13 protein-coding genes are annotated in these 18074 nt (G+C 73.3%); 7 read left to right on the top strand and 6 right to left on the bottom strand.

The window, feature by feature from the left end; all coding sequences use genetic code 11:
* Positions 1–200: 200 nt before the first annotated feature.
* Positions 201–3674, bottom strand: a complete 3474-nt coding sequence (locus tag WMF24_RS08250) for a nitric oxide synthase oxygenase (RefSeq protein ID WP_437735821.1) — start codon at positions 3672–3674, stop codon at positions 201–203.
* Positions 3675–4254: 580 nt separating this feature from the next.
* On the opposite strand from WMF24_RS08250, the gene WMF24_RS08245 reads away from it, so the two are divergent.
* Positions 4255–5160, top strand: coding sequence for a DUF5995 family protein (locus tag WMF24_RS08245; protein ID WP_437735820.1), 906 nt, complete (start codon positions 4255–4257; stop codon positions 5158–5160).
* On the opposite strand, the gene rlmN is transcribed toward WMF24_RS08245, so the two are convergent.
* A complete protein-coding gene (rlmN, locus tag WMF24_RS08240; protein WP_437735819.1) occupies positions 5138–6340 on the bottom strand; it encodes a 23S rRNA (adenine(2503)-C(2))-methyltransferase RlmN in 1203 nt (400 codons plus the stop codon). The genes WMF24_RS08245 and rlmN overlap by 23 nt on opposite strands.
* A 604-nt stretch (positions 6341–6944) precedes the next feature.
* Between rlmN and WMF24_RS08235 the strand changes: the two genes are divergently transcribed.
* Both WMF24_RS08235 and WMF24_RS08230 read left to right on the top strand, forming a co-directional pair.
* Complete coding sequence (locus WMF24_RS08235) at positions 6945–8597, top strand: hypothetical protein (protein WP_437735818.1); 1653 nt, start codon at positions 6945–6947, stop codon at positions 8595–8597.
* Positions 8598–9617 carry a hypothetical protein gene (locus tag WMF24_RS08230; protein ID WP_437735817.1) on the top strand — a complete coding sequence of 340 codons (1020 nt, stop codon included), beginning with the start codon at positions 8598–8600 and terminating at the stop codon, positions 9615–9617.
* A gap of 60 nt (positions 9618–9677) precedes the next feature.
* Here WMF24_RS08230 and WMF24_RS08225 read toward each other — a convergent pair whose 3' ends face one another.
* The 4 genes from WMF24_RS08225 to WMF24_RS08210 form a co-directional block, all read right to left on the bottom strand.
* A complete protein-coding gene (locus WMF24_RS08225; RefSeq protein WP_437735816.1) occupies positions 9678–10250 on the bottom strand; it encodes a hypothetical protein in 573 nt (190 codons plus the stop codon).
* Positions 10234–11367: an AAA family ATPase gene (locus WMF24_RS08220; protein WP_437735815.1), complete on the bottom strand. Its 1134-nt coding sequence runs from the start codon at positions 11365–11367 to the stop codon at positions 10234–10236. Before WMF24_RS08220 ends, WMF24_RS08225 begins: the two co-directional genes overlap by 17 nt.
* Positions 11368–11443: 76 nt before the next feature.
* Entirely contained in the window at positions 11444–12250 is an 807-nt protein-coding gene (locus tag WMF24_RS08215; protein WP_437735814.1) for an alpha/beta hydrolase, read from the bottom strand.
* Positions 12251–12667: 417 nt separating this feature from the next.
* Positions 12668–13744, bottom strand: a complete 1077-nt coding sequence (locus WMF24_RS08210) for a CAP domain-containing protein (protein ID WP_437735813.1) — start codon at positions 13742–13744, stop codon at positions 12668–12670.
* A gap of 653 nt (positions 13745–14397) precedes the next feature.
* Here WMF24_RS08210 and WMF24_RS08205 point away from each other — a divergent pair.
* From WMF24_RS08205 to lipA, 4 genes are all read left to right on the top strand, one after another.
* On the top strand, positions 14398–15237 hold the full coding sequence (locus WMF24_RS08205; RefSeq protein ID WP_437735812.1) for an SDR family oxidoreductase: 840 nt from the start codon (positions 14398–14400) through the stop codon (positions 15235–15237).
* A 19-nt stretch (positions 15238–15256) separates the two neighbouring features.
* Positions 15257–15589 carry a hypothetical protein gene (locus WMF24_RS08200; protein WP_437735811.1) on the top strand — a complete coding sequence of 111 codons (333 nt, stop codon included), beginning with the start codon at positions 15257–15259 and terminating at the stop codon, positions 15587–15589.
* The gene (mtnA, locus tag WMF24_RS08195) at positions 15590–16726 is read left to right on the top strand and encodes an S-methyl-5-thioribose-1-phosphate isomerase (protein WP_437735810.1); all 1137 of its coding nucleotides are present in this window, start codon (positions 15590–15592) and stop codon (positions 16724–16726) included. It begins immediately after the preceding gene.
* A gap of 193 nt (positions 16727–16919) precedes the next feature.
* Positions 16920–18068 carry a lipoyl synthase gene (gene lipA, locus WMF24_RS08190; protein WP_437735809.1) on the top strand — a complete coding sequence of 383 codons (1149 nt, stop codon included), beginning with the start codon at positions 16920–16922 and terminating at the stop codon, positions 18066–18068.
* The last annotated feature ends 6 nt before the right edge of the window (positions 18069–18074 follow it).

The following is an 18074-nucleotide window of genomic DNA, read 5'->3' as shown; positions in this document are numbered from 1 at the left end:
TCCGCCACCCCCCTCGCGACGGTTCCGCTCCGTCGCGCACCCCCTCCGCCACCCCCCTCGCAACGGTTCCGCTCCGTCGCGCCCCCCCTCCGCCACCCCCCTCGCGACGGTTCCGCTCCGTCGCGCACCCCTCCGCCACCCCCCTCGCAACGGTTCCGCTCCGTCGCGCACCCCGCCGGGGGCCGGGCGTCCTGGCCCCCCTACCCCTTCTGGGGCTTCCACGGATCGTCCTGATAGAAGTAGTTCGGCTTCAGGATCTTGTTCTCCATGTTGGTGTGGAACACCGCCATGGTCGACGCCGACATCGGCGGGACGATCCACGTCCAGTCCGCGTAGACCGGGCGCCCGCACGCCCGCTCCTGCTGCTCGAACTTCTTGAAGTACTCCGACAGCGCGTGGTGATCGAGCATCCGCACCTTGGCCTGACGGAACGAGTGCAGCACAGCGACGTTCAGCTCGACGAGCGCCGCGTCCTGCCACAGCGTGTCGCTGCGCGACCGGTCGAGCCCCAGGCGATCCGCGATGAGCGGCAGCTGGTCGTACCGCGTCGTGTCGCTCAGGTTGCGCGCGCCGATCTCGGTCCCCATGTAGAAGCCGTTGAACGGCGCCGCCGTGTACTGCACCCCGCCCACGTCGAACGCCATGCTGGAGACCGCCGGCAGCGCGTGCCACTTCAGCCCGAGCTCGGCGAACCACGCGTGGCGCGGGTGCACGATCGGCACCTCGAGCACCCGCTCCCGCGGCAGCTCGAACCACCGCGGCCGGCCGTCGCCGATCTGGACGATGAGCGGCAGCAGGTCGAACCGCGTCCGCTCCCCGCCAGGCCAGCCGAGCGCCAGCGCCTGCTCCGTCAGCTCCACGTTCGCCGGATCGCCGAGGACGCCCCCGTCCGGCAGCCGGTAGCCCGCGTACCGCACGAGCTGCCCGTTCCAGATGCGGATCCGCGGCTCCCCCGGCCGGAACACCGTCATCATCGCCCGGATGTCGCCCCCGTTCGTCGCCAGGTCGAGGTGCTCGACCAACGCCCCGAAGATCTCCTCCTCCGTCTTCAGGTGACGCATGTCGCGCACCTGCAGCGTCGACCAGAAGAAGCGCCCGATGCACCGCGAGCTGTTCCGCCACGCGAGCCGGGCCCCGTAGGCCAGCTCGTCGGGCAGGTGCTCGTACGTCCCGTGCTTCTCGAGGCTCGCCTGCACCTCCTTCCAGCGCTCCTCCGCGGCCGAGGGCACCCCGAGCTCCGCGTAGCACTGGCGCAGGAACGCCTCGGCCTCCGTCGGGACCGCCTCCTTCGCCGTGGGCGTCAGGTGGAACGACGCGTGCTCGACCGGGCAGACCCCGCCCGCCGCCGGGACGGCGCCGGCCCGCCGGATCTGCATCGGCCGGATCGCGCCCGCCGCGTCGACGTTCGACGTGAACAGCTCCCGCTGGATCGCGTCCTCCGGCCAGCCCGCCGCGCGCAGGTGCTCGTGCGCGTCGCGCATGAACCCCTCGGGCCCGCACACGAGCGCCCGCGACCCCGGCCGGTACGGGTACAGCTCGGCCACGTCCCCCCGCGACAGCCGCCCCTCTGCCCGCGTCGCTCGCAGGCGGAACGCGACGCCGGGCGCGCGGTCGGCGATCGCGCGCAGCTCCTCCTCGAAGTAGACGAAGTCCGCCGCGCGCGACGCCGACCAGTCCAGCAAGAAGCCCCCGAGGTCCGGGCGCGCCGCCCGCCCGTCGAGCGCCCGCAGCATCGCCATCGCCGGCGTGACGCCGATCCCGCCCGCGAGGAACACGACCCGGTCCACCGGCGGCCCCGGAAGCACGAAGCTGCCCCGCGGCGCCGAGGCGCGGAGCAGCGACGCCGCCGCGCGCTCGCACAGCCACCGCGAGAACACCCCGAGCTCCTCGCGCTTCACCGTGATCTCGTACTCCCCGCCCGCGACCGCCGGCGCCGAGAGCGTGTACGCCCGCGCCACCCAGCGCCGATCGAGGTAGCCCTGCACGAGCACGTGCTGCCCGGGCACGGACGCCTCCGGCGCGCCGCCGACCGGCGCGAGCTTGATCTGGAAGATGCCAGGAGCGAGCTCCTGCGCCCCCTTCACCTCGGCCTGCACGAGGCTCGACCCGCCGAACATCTCCTCGATCGCGGGGACGCACCCGCCGCAGATCTGGCCCGCCCGCGTCCGCTCCGACAGCGCCGCGCGGCTGTCGCACCCGGCCTCGATGAGGCTCGCGATCTGCCCGCGCTTGACCCCGGCGCAGTTGCACACGACCTCCTCCGGCTCGAACAGCGCCGCGGGCTGGTCGAGCTTCAGCTCGCCGAGCTCCCGGAAGGTCGCGAGCTGCCAGCCGGGCAGCGGCGCCCGCGCCATGAGCAGCCGCATCGCGGACGGCAGCCCCTGCCACGCGCCCTCGACGTGGAGCCCCGCGAGCTGTCCGTCCGCGACGAGCAGCGCGCGGCGCTTGTCGCGGTCGCCGCACACGACCCACCGCAGGCTCGCGGGCGCCGCGTCGAGCCACCGCGCCGAGACGCCCGTCCCGTCGAGCGCGCGGAAGAGCGCCAGGAGCCGGCCGCTGCTGTCCACCACCTTCGAGATCACCGCCGCCTTGCCGGCCAGCGCGCCCATCACGGCGCTGTCCTCGACGGGCCCCTCGCGCAGCGAGAGGAGCCCTTGCCCGGGGAGGAGGTGGACGTTGACGTAGTCGAGCGCGCGCCGCTCGGCCCACGCGTCGACGCTCGCCGGCGGGAGCTCGAGCCACGCGTCGTCCGCGCCGCCGTCCCCGGCAACGCCGGCGGGGATCCCTTCCCGCGCCAGGCCGGTCCAGCCCTCGATCAGCGCCTCGGCCGCCGCCTTCCGCAGGCCCGCCCGGACCAGCGCCGCCACCGCCGCCTCGGCCGGCGCGTCCACGTACCGGATCTCGAAGCTGTCCTCGCGGAGGAGCTGCTGGACGAGGTTGTCGAGCCGCCCCCGCAACCCGGCGGTGAACTCCTCGAAATCGAGCGTCCCGTCCCCTGTCGTGTCCGCGGTGTGGAGCAGCGCCCTCGCCTCGTCGGCAGGAACGCCGAGGCCGGTCAGGTAGGGAAGGAGCTCGTCCTCGCTGAGCGCGCGGTTGTCGTCGCGATCGATCTCCTCGAACCGCCGCCAGGCGAAGCGCTCGCTCGCGAGGCCGCCCCGGACGGCGCGGGACAGCGCGGCCGCCACCTGCGCGCCGGTGCACGGCGCGGGGCCGCAGACGATGGGCGGGGCGAGGCCGGGCTGCTCGAGCGCGCGCAGCGCGATGCGCGCCACGTCGGCCGGCGCCACCCACGGCAGCGCGCCGTCGCCGAGCGGCAGCGGCAGCGTGCGACGGAGCCGGATGTCGTCGCGCCACAGGTCGAGCGCGCCGAGCAGCGGCCCGTGAGAGACGATGGTCAACCGGTGACCGGCAGCGCGGAGAAATGCCTCAGCGTCGCGAATCTGTCGCCCCACGCTCGTCGTAGCAGGAAGGTACGGCGCCACCCAGAGGAGGTGTGACGCGCCGCTCTCGCGGGCCGACGCGAGGAAGGTCCGCGCCGCCACGAGAGGGTACGCGAGATCCGCGGTGCTCAACACGAGCGCGATGACCGGCTCCGCGGGCTCGAACGGCAGGGCCTGGAGGAACGAAGCGAGCTCGTTGGTCGGCTCGGAGCAGACGATCTTGAGGAAGCTCATGGGTCTCGGCGGTGGCGGCCGCGGAAGAGCAGCGGATCTCCCGCGCGCCGTTCGATGGGTCGAGGAAAGGATCGAGGAAACGAGGCGCGCGGACGCGCGGATCGCTCCCTCCAGGATACGTGGCGCCGCCCCGCGGGCCGAGATTCCGGATGCAAGCGCAGACGTCGCACACCGTCGCGTCAAGTCGCGGAAACGGCGCGCGGCGTCAGGAGCTCCCGCATTTTGCGTGGAGGTTATCCGTCCGCGCGTAACAAACTGCCTCATGGGGCACTTTGGCGCGCGGGTCAGCTTTCTCACCTTGTCGGGAGATTTCGCCCAGGTACCGACCCTTGCCCCGGCCCGATCCGGATAGCCATCGACCACCGGCGGGGATCGCCGGCGCTTGCCCGGGTGTTCCGGAGGGCGATCTCCGCTGGATTCACGGGAAAGTCCGCTGAAGGGGGCGGGACGGACCCACCTGCCCACGACGATCGCGCGCGCTCGAGCTCCGCGCTGCGTGCTCCGGGGCGGTCGGGCGAAGTGTACGACTGCGAACCGGACATACGGGCACGATCCTTGAATTCGCTCGCTCAGCGCAGCCATGAACACCCTTACTTCCGAGCGGCCCCTGGCGATGTTGAGCAAGCAGACGCGGTCGTCGTCCGCGTGCCCTCCCGCGGTGTCGACCGCGCGTCGCGCCGTCCTCGAGGGCGTGACGATGAAGCCCGCGAACGTCGCCGAGGCGCTCGTCGCCCTGGAGACGGTGGCCGCGCGGCTGCGCGAGAGGAACGACCCCCGGGCGGTGTTCCCGGACGTGTACGCCGTGATCACGCGCCGCGTGAAGGAGGCGGTGATCGACGGCAACGATCGCAGGTTCCTCGAGCCCGCGTGGATCTCGCGGCTCGCCGGGATCTTCTGCGAGTACTACCTGAAGGCGCTCGAGGCCTCGCTGGACGAGCGCACCACGGGCGTCGACGCGTGGGACGTCGCGTTCCAGTGCAACGGCGCGCGCGGGACGGCGGCGGCGGTGCACGCCCTCCTCGGCATCAACGCGCACATCAACTACGACCTGGCCCTCGGCCTCTACCGGAACATCGTCCAGCACGGGGCGGAGCAGGACGCCCGCCTTCTCGCCCGGTACCGCCACGACCACGACCTTGTGAATGAAATTCTCGCGGCGGCGATGCCGGAAATCTTCGCGATCCTGAGCGATCGCTACGGCTGCCCGCTCGCCCGGATCGCGACCTTCACGAGGGACGTGCAGCGCACCGTCTCCAGCGTCGTGCTCTACATGCTGAAGATGTGGCGCGACAGGGTCTGGGACGACCTGCTCTCCCTGCTCGCGCAGAAGCGCGACGCGGACCGGCGCGCCGTGGTCGCGCGCATGAACCAGCACGCCGGCAAGGTCGCGCGCACCTTCGCGGCGGGCAACGGGGCGCTGCGCGTGGGCGTCCGGAGCGCTGTGGGCTTCCGCAGCGCGGCCCTCACGCTGGCGATGGCTGCCTGAGGCGGGCCATCCCGGCGAGCTGCCCGCAGGCGCCGCCCACGTCGCGCCCGCGCGGCCGACGCACGAGCGTCGTCACGCCGAGGCCGGAAAGCCGCGCGACGAAGGCGTCGAGCCGCTCCGCGGACGGCGGGCGGAGGGCCGGGTCCGGGCCGGGGTTGCACGGAATGACGTTCACGCGGCAGCGGAGCCCGGCGACGTACGCCGCGAGCAGGTCCGCGTCCTCCGGGGCGTCGTTGTAGCCGTCGAAGAGCACGTACTCGAACAGCACGCGGCGTCCCTGCGGCAGCGACCGCGCGAGCGCCTCCTTCAGCGCGGCCATCGGGAAGCGGGCGTTCACCGGCATGATCGCCTGCCTCCGCGCGTCGTCCGGGGCGTTGAGGCTGACGGCGAGCTCCGCGCGCGCCTCGCGGAAGAACGCCTCGATCTTGTCCGCCACGCCGACGGTGCTCACCGTCACGTGCGACGGCGCGAACCGGAACGCCCGCGGGTCGGTGAGCAGCCGGATGGCCTTGAGCACCTCGCCGAGGTTGTCGAACGGCTCCCCCATGCCCATGAAGACGAGGTTCCGGAGCGGCGCGCCGCCGCGCTCGGCCGCGATCGCCCGCGCGATGCGGACCTGGTCGACGATCTCGCCGGCGGCGAGCTGGCGCGCGAGCCCGAGCCGCCCCGTCTCGCAGAAGGCGCACGCGCGGGCGCAGCCGACCTGGCTCGAGACGCAGAGCGTCGTACGGGCCGGCCCCGGGATGAGCACCGACTCGATCAGCGCGCCGTCGCGCGCGCGAAGGACGAGCCGGAGCGTGTCGTCCGCCGAGGGCGCCCGCTCGGCGACCTCGAGCGACAGGCCGGGATCGAGCGCGAGGAGCGCCTCGTGCGCCCACGCCCCGACGCCCAGGGCGGCGAGCGCGCGCGCGTCCCACGCCGGGTCGGGCGCGCCCGGCTCTGCCCCGAACGCGTGGCGCACGACCTTGCCGGCGACGGCGCGCGCCGCCGAGGCCGTGCCGCCGGCCTTGCGGAGGAGCTCGGCGAGCGCCGCCGCGTCGTTGTCGGCGAGCCGCGCGCGCCAACGTGGGACGCCGGCGCTCCTGCGGATCAGCGGGCGGGCGGCGACCTGCGCCGGCGCCGGCGGGTCGCCGGCCCCGGCGGCCGGCGCGATCTCCTCGGGGATTTCCGGAACGCGCATGCGCACCAGCTAGCACGCCCCGCGCGGCGCCGCGCGGTCCGGCGACCGTCCGTCAACGTCCATCCCCGTCGATTGCCGTCAATCCCCCTCCATGTCGTCGCGTGTCTGTCAACGACAAGCCGCGATCCCGGGTCAGGACCGGCCCGGCATGGACGAAACCTGCGCGTCGTCTGGGGTCATCGGGTGACCAAGCTGTGGACAACGCTGTGGACTGTCAAACCCCGCTCAGGCGCGTGATTTTTGGGTTGCAGACCGGTGCCGGAGGAGGGAGTTTAGCCCCCGGAAGTTCTGCGGCGCGTCGGGCCGCGGAGTGCCCGAGATCGCAGGACATCGGTACTATCGGTGTGGACGGCGCGTCCATGCCCGGGCTGGCGCTGGCCGGTGCCGGGGCTTGGCGAGCTGCCGCCCCCGCGAGCGAACGAGGACCCGGGCAGCTCCTTGAGAGCGGCAGGAAATTCGTGCGGGCTTTCCACAAGCTGGGCACAACCTGTGGATTACTCGCTCGTCCTGCGCCCGCCACGGGCGTCGCTCGTGTGAGCGGCACGCCGGGTTTCCGTGTTTTTGTGGCGCTCGTGGCCACACCGGTGGGCTACGTTGCGGGCCGATGTCCGGACGCAACGGCCCCGTCCTCCGCGTGCCGCGCGCGCTCCTCGCGCTCGCCGCGGCCGGCCTCGCCGGGGGGTTGACCGCGGGCGCTGCGGCCGCGCAGGCGCAGCCCCGGGACGCCCAGGCCGAGGCGGCCCTGAACGAGGCGATGGGGACCGACTACCTCGAGACCCGGTTCGATGACGCGGAGCGCCGGCTCCGGGCTGCCATCGACGCCTGCGGCGCGTCGGGCTGCTCGCCGGCGGTCAAGGCAAGGCTGCACGTCGCGCTCGGGACGGTGCTCGCCCAGGGCAAGAAGGAGCTGGGGGACGCGCGCGACGCGTTCGCGGACGCCCTCCGCGTCGATCCGGCGGCCAAGGTGGACCCGCGCCTCGCGACCCCGGAGGTCTCGTTCGCGTTCGAGCAGGCGCGCGCCGCGACAGGCATCGGGGCGTCTCCAATGTCCGGCGCGCCCGGCGCGTCCGGCACGTCCGTTGCGCAGTTGCGGATGGATCCGCCGCCCGAGCAGCGCGTCCACACGCCCGTCCCGCTGTATGTCGAGGTTTCGGCCGATCTGCTGCCCAGCGTGAAGCAGGTGACCGCCTGGTACCAGCCGCCCGGCGAGGACGAGTACCGCCCGCTCATCCTGAAGAGGCTGCGGGGTCAGGGGTTCGGCATCAACGTGCCGTGCGCCGCGCTCGCGCGGGAGGGGACGCTCCGCTACCACCTCGCCGCCGTCGACGAGGACGGCGCGATCCTCGCGAGCGCGGGCGCGCGCGACGCCCCGCTGACCACGCAGATCAAGCCGAAGATCACCTCGGCGCCGCCGCACTGGCCCGGCCACGCGCCCCCCGCGACGTGCGCGGCGCCCGAGGAGGAGCGGCCGCGGCAGTGCCTCGACGACCGGCAGTGCAGCCGGGGGCTCGCCTGCGTCGGCGGCGCGTGCGTCGCGCGCCCTGCGTCGGGCGCCGCGCCGGATGTCCGCAAGAACTGGGTCGCGCTCACCTTCTCCCCCGACGTCGCGCTGTTCTCCGGCCGCGACGTGTGCGCGGTCGCGTCGCAGGCGAGCGACAACTACGTCTGCCTGCGGGGCGACGGGACCCGGTACGACGGTACGCCGACGCCGGGGGTCGCGAACGACGTCAACCTCGGCTTCGCGCTCGCGACGCTGCGGGTGGCGCTCGCCTACGACCGGCTCGTGCTCGACAACCTGACGGTCGGCGGCCGCGTCGGGTTCGCCGCGGGCGGCACGACGGGCGGCGGCGCCTCGTTCCTGCCGCTCCACCTCGAGGCGCGCGCGCAGTACTTCCTGACGGCGCGGCCCTTCGAGCAGCTGGGCGCGCGCCCGTTCGTGCTCGCCGCGGCCGGCGTCGCGCAGGTCGACGCCGAGGTGGACGTGCAGGTCCTCGAGGACGCGGCCGCGTGCGGGGCGGACCCTCTCGACAGGGCGAGCCCGTGCACGAGGCCGGGCCGGAGCGGCCGCGTTGAGCCCCGGCAGCAGACGCTCGCCGCGACCCGGCAGGCGGGCCAGGGGTTCGCGTCGGTCGGCGTTGGCGTCGCCTACGCGCCGGTCGAGGCCGTGTCGCTCAACCTCGCGCTCCGCGCGGGGCTCACCTTTCCCGCCGTCACCGCCGTCCTCTCTCCCGAGGTCGGCCTCTCCCTGGGGTTCTGAATGGCCGATCCGTCGGATCTACGCCGCGGCGCGACGCCGCCCGGCGCGCTGCGCAACCCGAAGATCGACGCGGCGATCGCGCGCGCCGTCGAGCTCGGCGATCCTGGCGAGCTACTCGCGCTGCTCGATCGAAGCTCCGGGCTGCCGGCCCGGCGCGGCGGCGGGCGTGCGCCCGGCCCGGACCTCGGCCCGAACGCGCCCCTGCCGCGCGTGAACCTGGACCTCGCCCGGGCGGTCGGCGCGGCGATCGCCGATCGCGGCGCGGCGGCGGAGCGCCTCGTGCGGGCGCTCTGCGCGAGCGTCGAGGAGTACGCGCTCATCGTGGCCGCGCAGGCGCTCGCGGCGTTCGCGACGCGCGAGGCGCAGGCGGAGCGCGCGGGGGCCGCCGGGGGCGCGGGCAGCGCGGCGGGCGCCGGGGGCCGGCAGCGCGGGCGCGGGGCGCGTGGCGGCCGGGGCGGGATCGAGCCGCTGGCGGAGCTCGAGCAGCTCGCCGAGGATCCGCGGCGCCTCGTGCGCGACGGCGTCGTGGCGGCGCTCCGCGCGGTGATCGCGGCGCGGGGCGACGCGGCGGTCGGCGATCTCGCGTCGTGGACCGACGGCTACCTGCAGGCCCATGTCGCGCTCGAGGCGCTGGCGGAGCGCACGCTGCTCGCCGGGCTGTCGGCGGGCGCGGAGGTCGTCGCGCGGCTCGAGGAGGCGTTCGCGCTCTCGGATCGCTCGCCGCGCGCCGACGAGCGGCTCCAGGGGCTGCGCCTGCTCCGGCAGGGAATGCCCGCGCAGATCGCGGCGTTCGCTGGCCGCTTCCCCGAGGTCGTGCGCTGGATCGAGGAGAAGGCGCAGGCGGAGCGCCCCGAGTCGCGCGACGTCGTGGCGCAGGCCGTCGCGGCGCTCCGGAAGGGGTCGTTCTCCGAGGCGGAGACCGACCGCCTCGCCGCCGCGCTCGCCGCCAGCGCCCCGCCGGCGCGCGACGCGGCGCGCATCGTCCAGGGGACGCGCAAGCGGAGCAAGGGGCGGCGGTAGAGGGGGTGGCCACATGCGACGACTCCAGAGAGTCGTCGAGAAGCGCTCAGGGCCTTCAGCTCAGATCCCGAGCCGGTGAACCTCGCGGCGAGCGTCCGTCAGGGAAGGTACATGAGCTTCTTCGCCACTGGCGGGGGGCGTCCAGGCGTCGATCGCGCGCTGCGGTGAGTACTCGCCGTGCTCGATCTTGCGCGCCACGGCGCGCCCGCCCTCGTCGTCCTCCTTGTAGCGCGTCTGTTCGTCTATCGGGCGATGCCCGCACAGCCACGCGATCCACGTCTCGACGTGCCAGGTGGGGACGACGACGGCCACGGGATCGGAGGGGGCGATCGGCTCCTGCTTCGACTCCTTGAGCTTCTGCGCGAGCTGCTGCCGGCGCCGCGCAACGCCGTGCTCATCGCCGTCGACAACGACGAGCAACCCGACATTCGCGTCGTGGCTCTCTGCTCTCCACTGCCTCACCGCGTCGGTGTAGCGCTCGAGCACATACTGCGCTGCGGACCCGCGCGCCCTGGGTGAGGCGTCTATCTTGCGCTGCCTCGGTCCGATCCCCCAGCGGTCGGCGAGGCGCTCGACGAACCGTTGCTGCAGCGCGTCCTCACAGAGGACGTGGAGCCTACGACGCTTCCTCATGCTCGTCCTCGTACGCCCATGGTCGTGAGAGCCACTCGGAGACACGAACGCCGCCGGCCGTCTCGAGCGTCACCTCCTCGATGCGCGCCGGTCCTCCGCTCGGCCGCGAGAATCGGACGGTCCGAGATGGAGCCATGTAGTCGATGACCGCGGGATGATGGGAGCACACCAGGGCCTGGCCATCGTGCTTGTCGAGCGCGGCCGACATCGCGGCGAGCCAGGGCTGCATCTCGTGAGGCGCGAGGCCGGTCTCGGGCTCGTCGAGGAACGCCAGCGTGGCGTGGTCGATCGCGCCGAGGAGAAAACCGTAGAGCAGGACCAGCGAACGCTGACCGTCGGAGAGCTCCCCTGCGGAGAGCTTGTAGTCCGCTCCCTCGGCCCGGAAGGTCAACATCAGCTCGCGCACCTCGCTGCTGATACGCTCGAATGCCACGCTCTGCAAGCCCGGCAGCGTCGGGCGCAGCGCCTCGAGCAGCGCATTGCCGAGCCCGGGTCTCTCGACGAGAACACCGCGGAACCATGACGAGAAATTCCTGCCATCGCGATCGAGCCAGGGCGCTTCGCCCGCCGTGGTCGGCTCGATCCGTCGTGGGGAGGGCGCGAGGAGCCAGACCTTCGCGAGCGCCTCACGGAAGGCGATCGTGCGCTTGTTGTCGCCGCGTGGCTCCATGTCCGGAAGGAAGGAGCGCTTGCGTCCAAAAGGGAACGTCGTGTGCGGCGCTCCGCCCGGGCTGTCTCCGTAGAGGCGCACGTCGCCATCGTTCGCCTCGTAGAGCGGTTTGCCGTCGGCGGTCAGCTGCTCGCGACGTATCGACGCCAGCTGTCGAGCGACATCGTGCGCGATCTCGATCTCGTAATGATACTTTTCCGCGTCGAGCTCCATGTCGATCGCGAATCGCTGCACGGGGTCGCCGCGTAACCAGCGAGTGAGCGAGCGCGTGGGGAATGCGGTCGCTGCCTCGGCGCTCCGGACGATCACGTCCTGCAGACCGGCGAGCGCCTCCCACAGGCTCGTCTTCCCCGACCCGTTGCTTCCGACGATCAGGAGCCTTCGTGGAAGCTCGATCGTGAAATCCACGAAGCAGTTGTAGTTGTGGATGAGGACGCTGGTGAGCATGAGCCTGCCGCGCGCACAACGTATCACGGCGGTGAGGCTCGGTCCTCCCTCGGCGTTCCAGGCGCCTGCCCTCGGCTCAGGCGGCCTGCTGCGACCCCTCCGGCGCCCCGGCGCCCCCCGGCTGCTCCGCGGCCGCCTCGGCGAACAGGAACTGCAGCGCTCCCGGGGCGCGCCGGCGCCAGGCGTCCTCGCTGTGGGTCCCCGCCTCGTCCGGGCAGAAGAGCAGGTTGGCCTCGCCGTAGCCCCGCCCGCGCAGGTGCTCGACGAGCCGCGCGGCGTCGCGCAGCACCGAGCCGTCGTCCTCCTGGGCGCCCGCGTCGACGTACAGCCGCGAGCTCGCCGGGGCGGGCTGCGCCTCAAGGAAGTCGAAGATCCTGCGCTCCGCGAACCAGAGCGACGGCGACATGCACAGCGCCGCCCCGAGCACGTCGGGGCGGCGGAAATGGGCGTAGAGCGCCGCGAGGCCCCCCATCGACGAGCCGCCGATCGCCGTGCCGGCCGCGTCGCGCCGCACCGCGAAGCGGTCCCGCACCGCCGGCACGATCTCCGACGTGATCCAGCTGAGGAAGTCGTCGAGCCGCCCCTCGCTGCCGTCGCCCGGGAACGGCGACAGCTCGGTCAGCCGCTCGCTGCCGTGATCGATCCCCACGAGGACCGGCGCCACGAGGCCCCGATCCGCGAGATCGCGCACGGCCTCGTGGAGGTGCCAGCCGCCGCTGTAGGAGGGGTCGTCGTGGAAGACGTTCTGCCCATCGAAGAGGAACAGCACGGGCGACGGCCCGGCGTTCGCGCCCTCGCTGGGCAGGTAGACGCGCACGTTGCGCTCCCCCTGGAAGCCGGGGATCCGATACGGCCCGAGGAGATAGATGATGTGTTCGGCCATGTCCTTACTTCGAAGCTCCCCGTGATCGCCGCGCGCGCCGCGAGGACACCGCCGGTCCCCAGGAAGGCGGGGAGCCCTGGATCTGCTTCCGACTCCCGCCTTCCTGGGTGCGACCTTCCGGATCGACGTGGGGTACCTGCTCCCCATGCCGATCGGACAGCGTGAGGCGCGCCCGGTGAGCGACGCGCGAGGCGCCCGTCGACGGCCGTGTCCTGCCGGCCTTCGCGATTCTTCGCTTCTGTGGGTGGTTGAGCTTCTACTGCCCCGGGATGTAGCAATCGCCGGGCCGCGCCGAGGCTGCTGCGCTCCGCCGCGCCGCGCGGCGCCCGCCGGGTGGGCTGGCCCCCGGAGCGCGCCGCGCCGCTGGTGCAGAACGCCTCACGCGTGGCAGGCTGCTCCGAGCAGGTGCGCTGCCGCTCAGTTGCAGCTCGCCTCGGCCTTGCCGCCGAACACCGTGGTCCAGTACGACCCGTACGTCCCGCCCCCGGTCGCCCGCCCGATGCCGATCACCTTGAAGCTCGATCCGAGCATGTTCTTGTTGTGGCCGTCCGAGTTCTTCCACTGATCGAACGTCCCCTGCGCCCCCGAGTTGCCGGCCGCGATGTTCTCGGCCATGGCGGTCCCCCCGCAGCCGAGCTCGTAACAGGCGTTGCACATGCGGGTCCAGGGCGTCCGGCCATCCTGGCTCGAGTGAGAGAAGTAATTGTTGTCGCGCATGTCCTCGCTGTGCCCCTGGGCCGCGCGGTTCATCGAGGTGCAGGCCGAGAGCGCCCCGAGGCCCTTCTCGGCGCGGTACTGGTTGATGAGGCGGAGGAACGCCTGCTCCTCCGTGTCGAGCGACGTCGTGCTGGGCCCGGCGCCCTCGCACGTCTGGCAAGCACCGCAGTCGCTCGCGCAGCTCGAGCAGTCCTCGCCCGCGCCGCAGACGCCATTGCCACAGACCTCGGCGCCCGTCGAGCCGCCCTCACCCGTGGAGCCGCCACCGCTGCTCGTCGAGCCGCCCTCGCCCGTCGAGCCGCCCTCGCCCGTCGAGCCGCCCTCACCCGTGGAGCCGCCACCGCTGCTCGTCGAGCTGCCCTGGCCGCTGCCCGGCGCAGGGGCGCACACGGCCTGGACGTAGAGCCGCTTCGTCGTCCCCCTGCACGGGTCGCCGAAGGTCGCGTTGTTCGCCGGCACGGTGCAGCTCTGCTTGCCGACACACGCGCGATCCACGACGGTCTTCGACGTCGACGCGTTGCACGAGCTGGTCCGGAAGCCGCCGCAGACCCCGCGCGGCCGGCCGTAGCTCGCGAACTCGATGGCCGCGATCACCTCCCCCGCCGGGCAGGAGAGCGCGACGTCCGAGCCCTCGGCGGCGGTGTCGCAGACCGCCCCCTCCACGGGCTCGGCGTTCTGATCAGACAGCTCCTCGTCCGCGCCGGTCGAGCCAAGACAGCCCACGGCAGAGACACCAGCGATGAAGGCGAGGACAAGCGTCCGATGCAAAGCACTCATTTGCAAGCTCCTTGTTCTGTGAGCCTGTCCGGGCCCGGCTCCACCGGCGTCGCGGCTCGCGCCGACAGACACGCCGGGGCGCCAGCGCCTCGACAGGCAACTCCAGTACAGCGTGATCCAGGGGGCTCTACAGCGTCCTGCGCGTCCCGGCGCAACGCAACGCCTCCCTCGAGTTCGCTCTCGACACGGTGTCACCTGAACTCCGCCATGTCCAGAGGCGAAACAAGCGAGCAAGCGTGATTTACAGCTCCATCGTTAAACCTTTCCAGGAGCCGTGGAATCGCTCTTCACCGTACTCGATGAGAGAGGATTTGTTCAACCGAGCTCGGGTCACAGCAGTGTGCCAGTGGGACACCTCATCTCCCTTGGAGCGCAGGGTGGGAGTCCGTGCTCCGAGAGGAGACCGCGTCGCCGCGTCGCCGCGTCACATGGCGTTGCGAGCCCCCTGACATCCCGGCGCGGCTCCCCGCTTCGTCGCGGGCTCGCGGCGGGCTCGCGGCGGGCTCGCGCGCCGCCCGCTCAGCGCCCTCGCCCGCTGCCGTCCACGGCAGAGCCTGCCCCCGCGCCCCGCTCCGCTCCGCTCGCGACGGCTCTCCAGGAGGGGAAACGCAGGGCCGCACCCGCGCTGGCGGCTGTGCTATGACCGCACTCCCATGCGCCTCAAGGACCGCGTTGTCTTCATCACCGGAGCTTCCCGCGGCATCGGACGGGCCGTCGCCCTCGCCTGCGCGCGCGAAGGTGCGGATATCGTCGTCGCCGCCAAGACGGAGGTCGCCGAGAACCCGCGCCTCCCGGGCACGATCCACGACGTCGCCCGCGAGGTCGAGGCGCTCGGCCGCCGCGCCCTGCCGCTCAAGCTCGATGTGCGCGACGACGAGGCCTGCCGCGCCTCCGTCGCCGCCGCCGTCGAGCGGCTCGGGCGCGTCGACGCGCTCGTCAACAACGCGGGCGCGCTCTGGTGGGCCGATGTCGTCGACACGCCCATGAAGAAGTTCGACCTCATCATGGGCATCAACGTGCGCGCGTCGTTCGCCCTCTCGCAGGCCGTGCTCCCCCACATGATCGCGCAGAAATACGGCCACATCATCATGATGTCGCCCCCCGTCGACGCCTCGTCCTGCGCCCACCACGGGGCCTATGCGGTCTCGAAATTCGGCATGACGATGATCGCCCACGCCATCGCCGAGGAGTACGCCGAGCACAACGTCACGGCCCACGCGCTCTGGCCCGCCACGGCGATCGAGAGCTACGCGACGATGAACTTCGGCCTCGGCGGCCCGGAGCTCTGGCGCAAGGCGGACATCCTCGCCGACGCGACCGTGGCGCTGCTCTCGCGCGAGCCGTCGGCCCGGCCCGGCAAGGCGTGGATCGACGAGGCGCTGCTCCGCGAGGAGGGCGTCACCGACTTCTCCAGGTACCAGTGCGTGCCCGGCGTCGAGCCGCCGCACTTCCCCTTCTCCGCCATCCCCAAGGCGACGAGCACCAAGAAATGAAGGAAACGAGGCGCGCACCGTGAGCCGCGACGACGACGACGACAAGCGCCCCGGCGCCGGCGGCGGCATCGATCCCGGGCGAGAGATCGCCGCGGTCTTCGACGACCTCGAGACGCTGCTGAAGAACGGCGACGTCATCTCCGCGCTCACCTCGCGCGGGATCAACGCCAGCATCGCGCTGCTCGCCGCCCACGCGCTCCGCGCCTACCTCGCGGACCGCAAGGCCGACGCGGCCGAGGACTTCGCGACCGTCGCCGAGGAGATCCGCGGCCGGCTCGCCGTGAGCGCCGAGGGGTCGGTGACGGACGCGGGATCGCAGGGGGAGCCGTCACGCTCGAACGGGAGGCGCTGAATGAGCACGAGCTTCGAAGCAGAACAGAGATCCCACGCGGCCGACGGCGCGCGCCCGACGCCGCCCTGGGCGCCGGCCGCGGCCATCTCCGGCGCCGACTACTCGGCCGTCGAGCTCGCGCAGGGCGACGACCGCGTGTTCCTTCTCGAGCAGCGCGAGCTGCCCGAGCGCGAGCGCTACCTGACCGCGACCGACGCCGCCGGCGTCGCCGAGGCGATCCGCTCGATGGTGATCCGCGGCGCCCCGGCGATCGGCATCGCCGCCGCGTACGGCATGGCGCTCGCCGCGCGCGCCGCCCGCGACGAGGGCGGCTCCGGCTACGTCGCCGCCATGCGCGCCGCGGGGGAGCTCCTCGCCTCGGCGCGGCCGACGGCCGTGAACCTCGGGTGGGCGGTGCGGCGCACCGTCGCCGCGGCCCTCGAGCACGCCGGGCGCCGCGGCGACGAGCGCGCGCGGGAGATCGCCGCGCTCGCGCGCGAGATCCACCAGGAGGACGTCGCCGCCTGCCACCAGATGGCCCGCGCCGGCGCCGCGCGCCTGCCCGAGTCGGGCACGGTGCTCACCCACTGCAACGCCGGGGCCCTGGCGACCGGCGGCTACGGCACGGCGCTCGGCGTCATCCGCGCCGCCATCGCCGAGGGCAAGGCGCTGCGCGTGCTCGCGTGCGAGACCCGCCCCTACCTCCAGGGCGCCCGCCTCACGGCCTGGGAGCTCCAGCGCGACGGCATCCCCGTCGAGGTGATCTCCGACTCGATGGCCGCGTGGTTCATGCAGAAGGGCGAGATCGGGGCCGTCGTCGTCGGGGCCGACCGCATCGCGCGCAACGGCGACGTCGCGAACAAGATCGGGACGTACGGCCTCGCCTGCCTCGCGCGCCACCACGGCGTGCCCTTCTACGTGGCCGCCCCGTGGAGCACGATCGACCTCGCGACCGACACCGGCGCGTCGATCCCGATCGAGGAGCGCAGCCGCGACGAGCTCGCGGTCGTCGGCGGCCGCCGCGTCATCCCGCCCGGGGTGCCCGTCCGCCACCCGGCCTTCGACGTCACCCCCGCCGAGCTCGTGACCGCGATCTTCACCGAGCGCGGCAAGCTCACGTCGCGCGAGATCAGCCGCTCCGCGCCGCCGGCCGCCTGAAACCACAATACCGGAAGCGGCCGAGGGTGGAGGGGGAGCGCGGGGGCTCGCCGGAGGGGCTGGAGCGCAGGCGAGCCACCTCCGGGGCTCGCCGGAGCGCAAGCCCCGGAGGCGAGCCCCCCGCGCTCCCCCTCCACCCTCGGCCGCGCCTCCCCCTCGCGCTCCCCCGGCGCATGGGCTAAGGACAGCCCTGATGGCGCAGTTCTCGCCCAAGCCCGAGTGGCTCAAGGTCCGCGCTCCCGGCGGTGACACCTACCACCACCTCAAGGAGACGTTCCGCAAGCTCGATCTCCACACGGTCTGCGAGGAGGCGCGCTGCCCGAACGTCGGCGAGTGCTGGCGCGAGGGGACCGCGACCGTGATGCTCCTCGGCGACGTGTGCACGCGCGGCTGCCGCTTCTGCGCGGTCACGACCGGCGACCCGCGCGGCGCCGTCGACGTGCGCGAGCCGGAGCACGTGGCCCGCGCGATCGCGCGGCTGTCGCTCCAGTACGTCGTGATGACGATGGTCAACCGCGACGACCTGCTCGACGGCGGCGCCGACCACGTCGCCCGCACGGTGAGCCGCCTGCACGCGCTCCGCCCCGACCTGCTCATCGAGACGCTCGTCGGCGATTTCCAGGGGCACATGAGCGGCGTCGACACGGTCGTCGACGCGGGGCCCGACGTCTTCGCCCACAACATCGAGGTCGTCCGCCGCATCACGCGCGTCATCCGCGACGTCCGCTCGAGCTACGACCAGTCGCTCGCCGTGCTGCGGCGCGCGAAGGAGCGCCAGCGGCGCCTCGCCGCGGACGCCGCCGAGCGCGGCGCGCCGGCGCCGCGGCGGCTCACCAAGAGCTCGATCATGGTCGGCATCGGCGAGACCGACGACGAGGTCCTGGAGGCGCTCCGCGACCTGCGCGAGGCCGGCGTGGACATCGTGACGATCGGCCAGTACCTGCGCCCCTCGTCGAAGCACGCGCCCGTGCAGCGCTTCGTCGAGCCCGGGACGTTCGCCGCGTACGAGCGGGCGGCGCTCGAGATGGGCTTCCTCTACGCGGCCAGCGCGCCGCTCGTGCGGTCGAGCTACAAGGCCGCCGAGGTCTTCGTCCGCAGCCTCGTCGACCGCGGCGGCGCCGCGCTGCCCGCCGACGCATCGCCCGCCGCGCCGGCGGCCGACGGCGCCGCCGATGCGGCGCAGATCGAGGCGCTCCTCGAGGAGCGCCTCGCCGTGGCGCGGCGCGAGGCCGCCCGCGTCACCGCGGAGCTCGACCCGGACGAGCCCCGCCCGCCCGGCGCCCCGTCAGCGTCCGCCGACTCCGCGCGCCTCGTCCCCGCGGCATCCCTCGTCCGCCGCTAGTACCTC

It is taken from the genome of Sorangium sp. So ce1335, from assembly GCF_051521615.1.
In the GTDB taxonomy this organism is placed as follows: Bacteria; Myxococcota_A; Polyangia; order Polyangiales; family Polyangiaceae; genus Sorangium.
The sequence above is the reverse complement of the archived record's forward strand: the minus strand, read 5'-3'. Positions and strand labels throughout refer to the sequence as shown.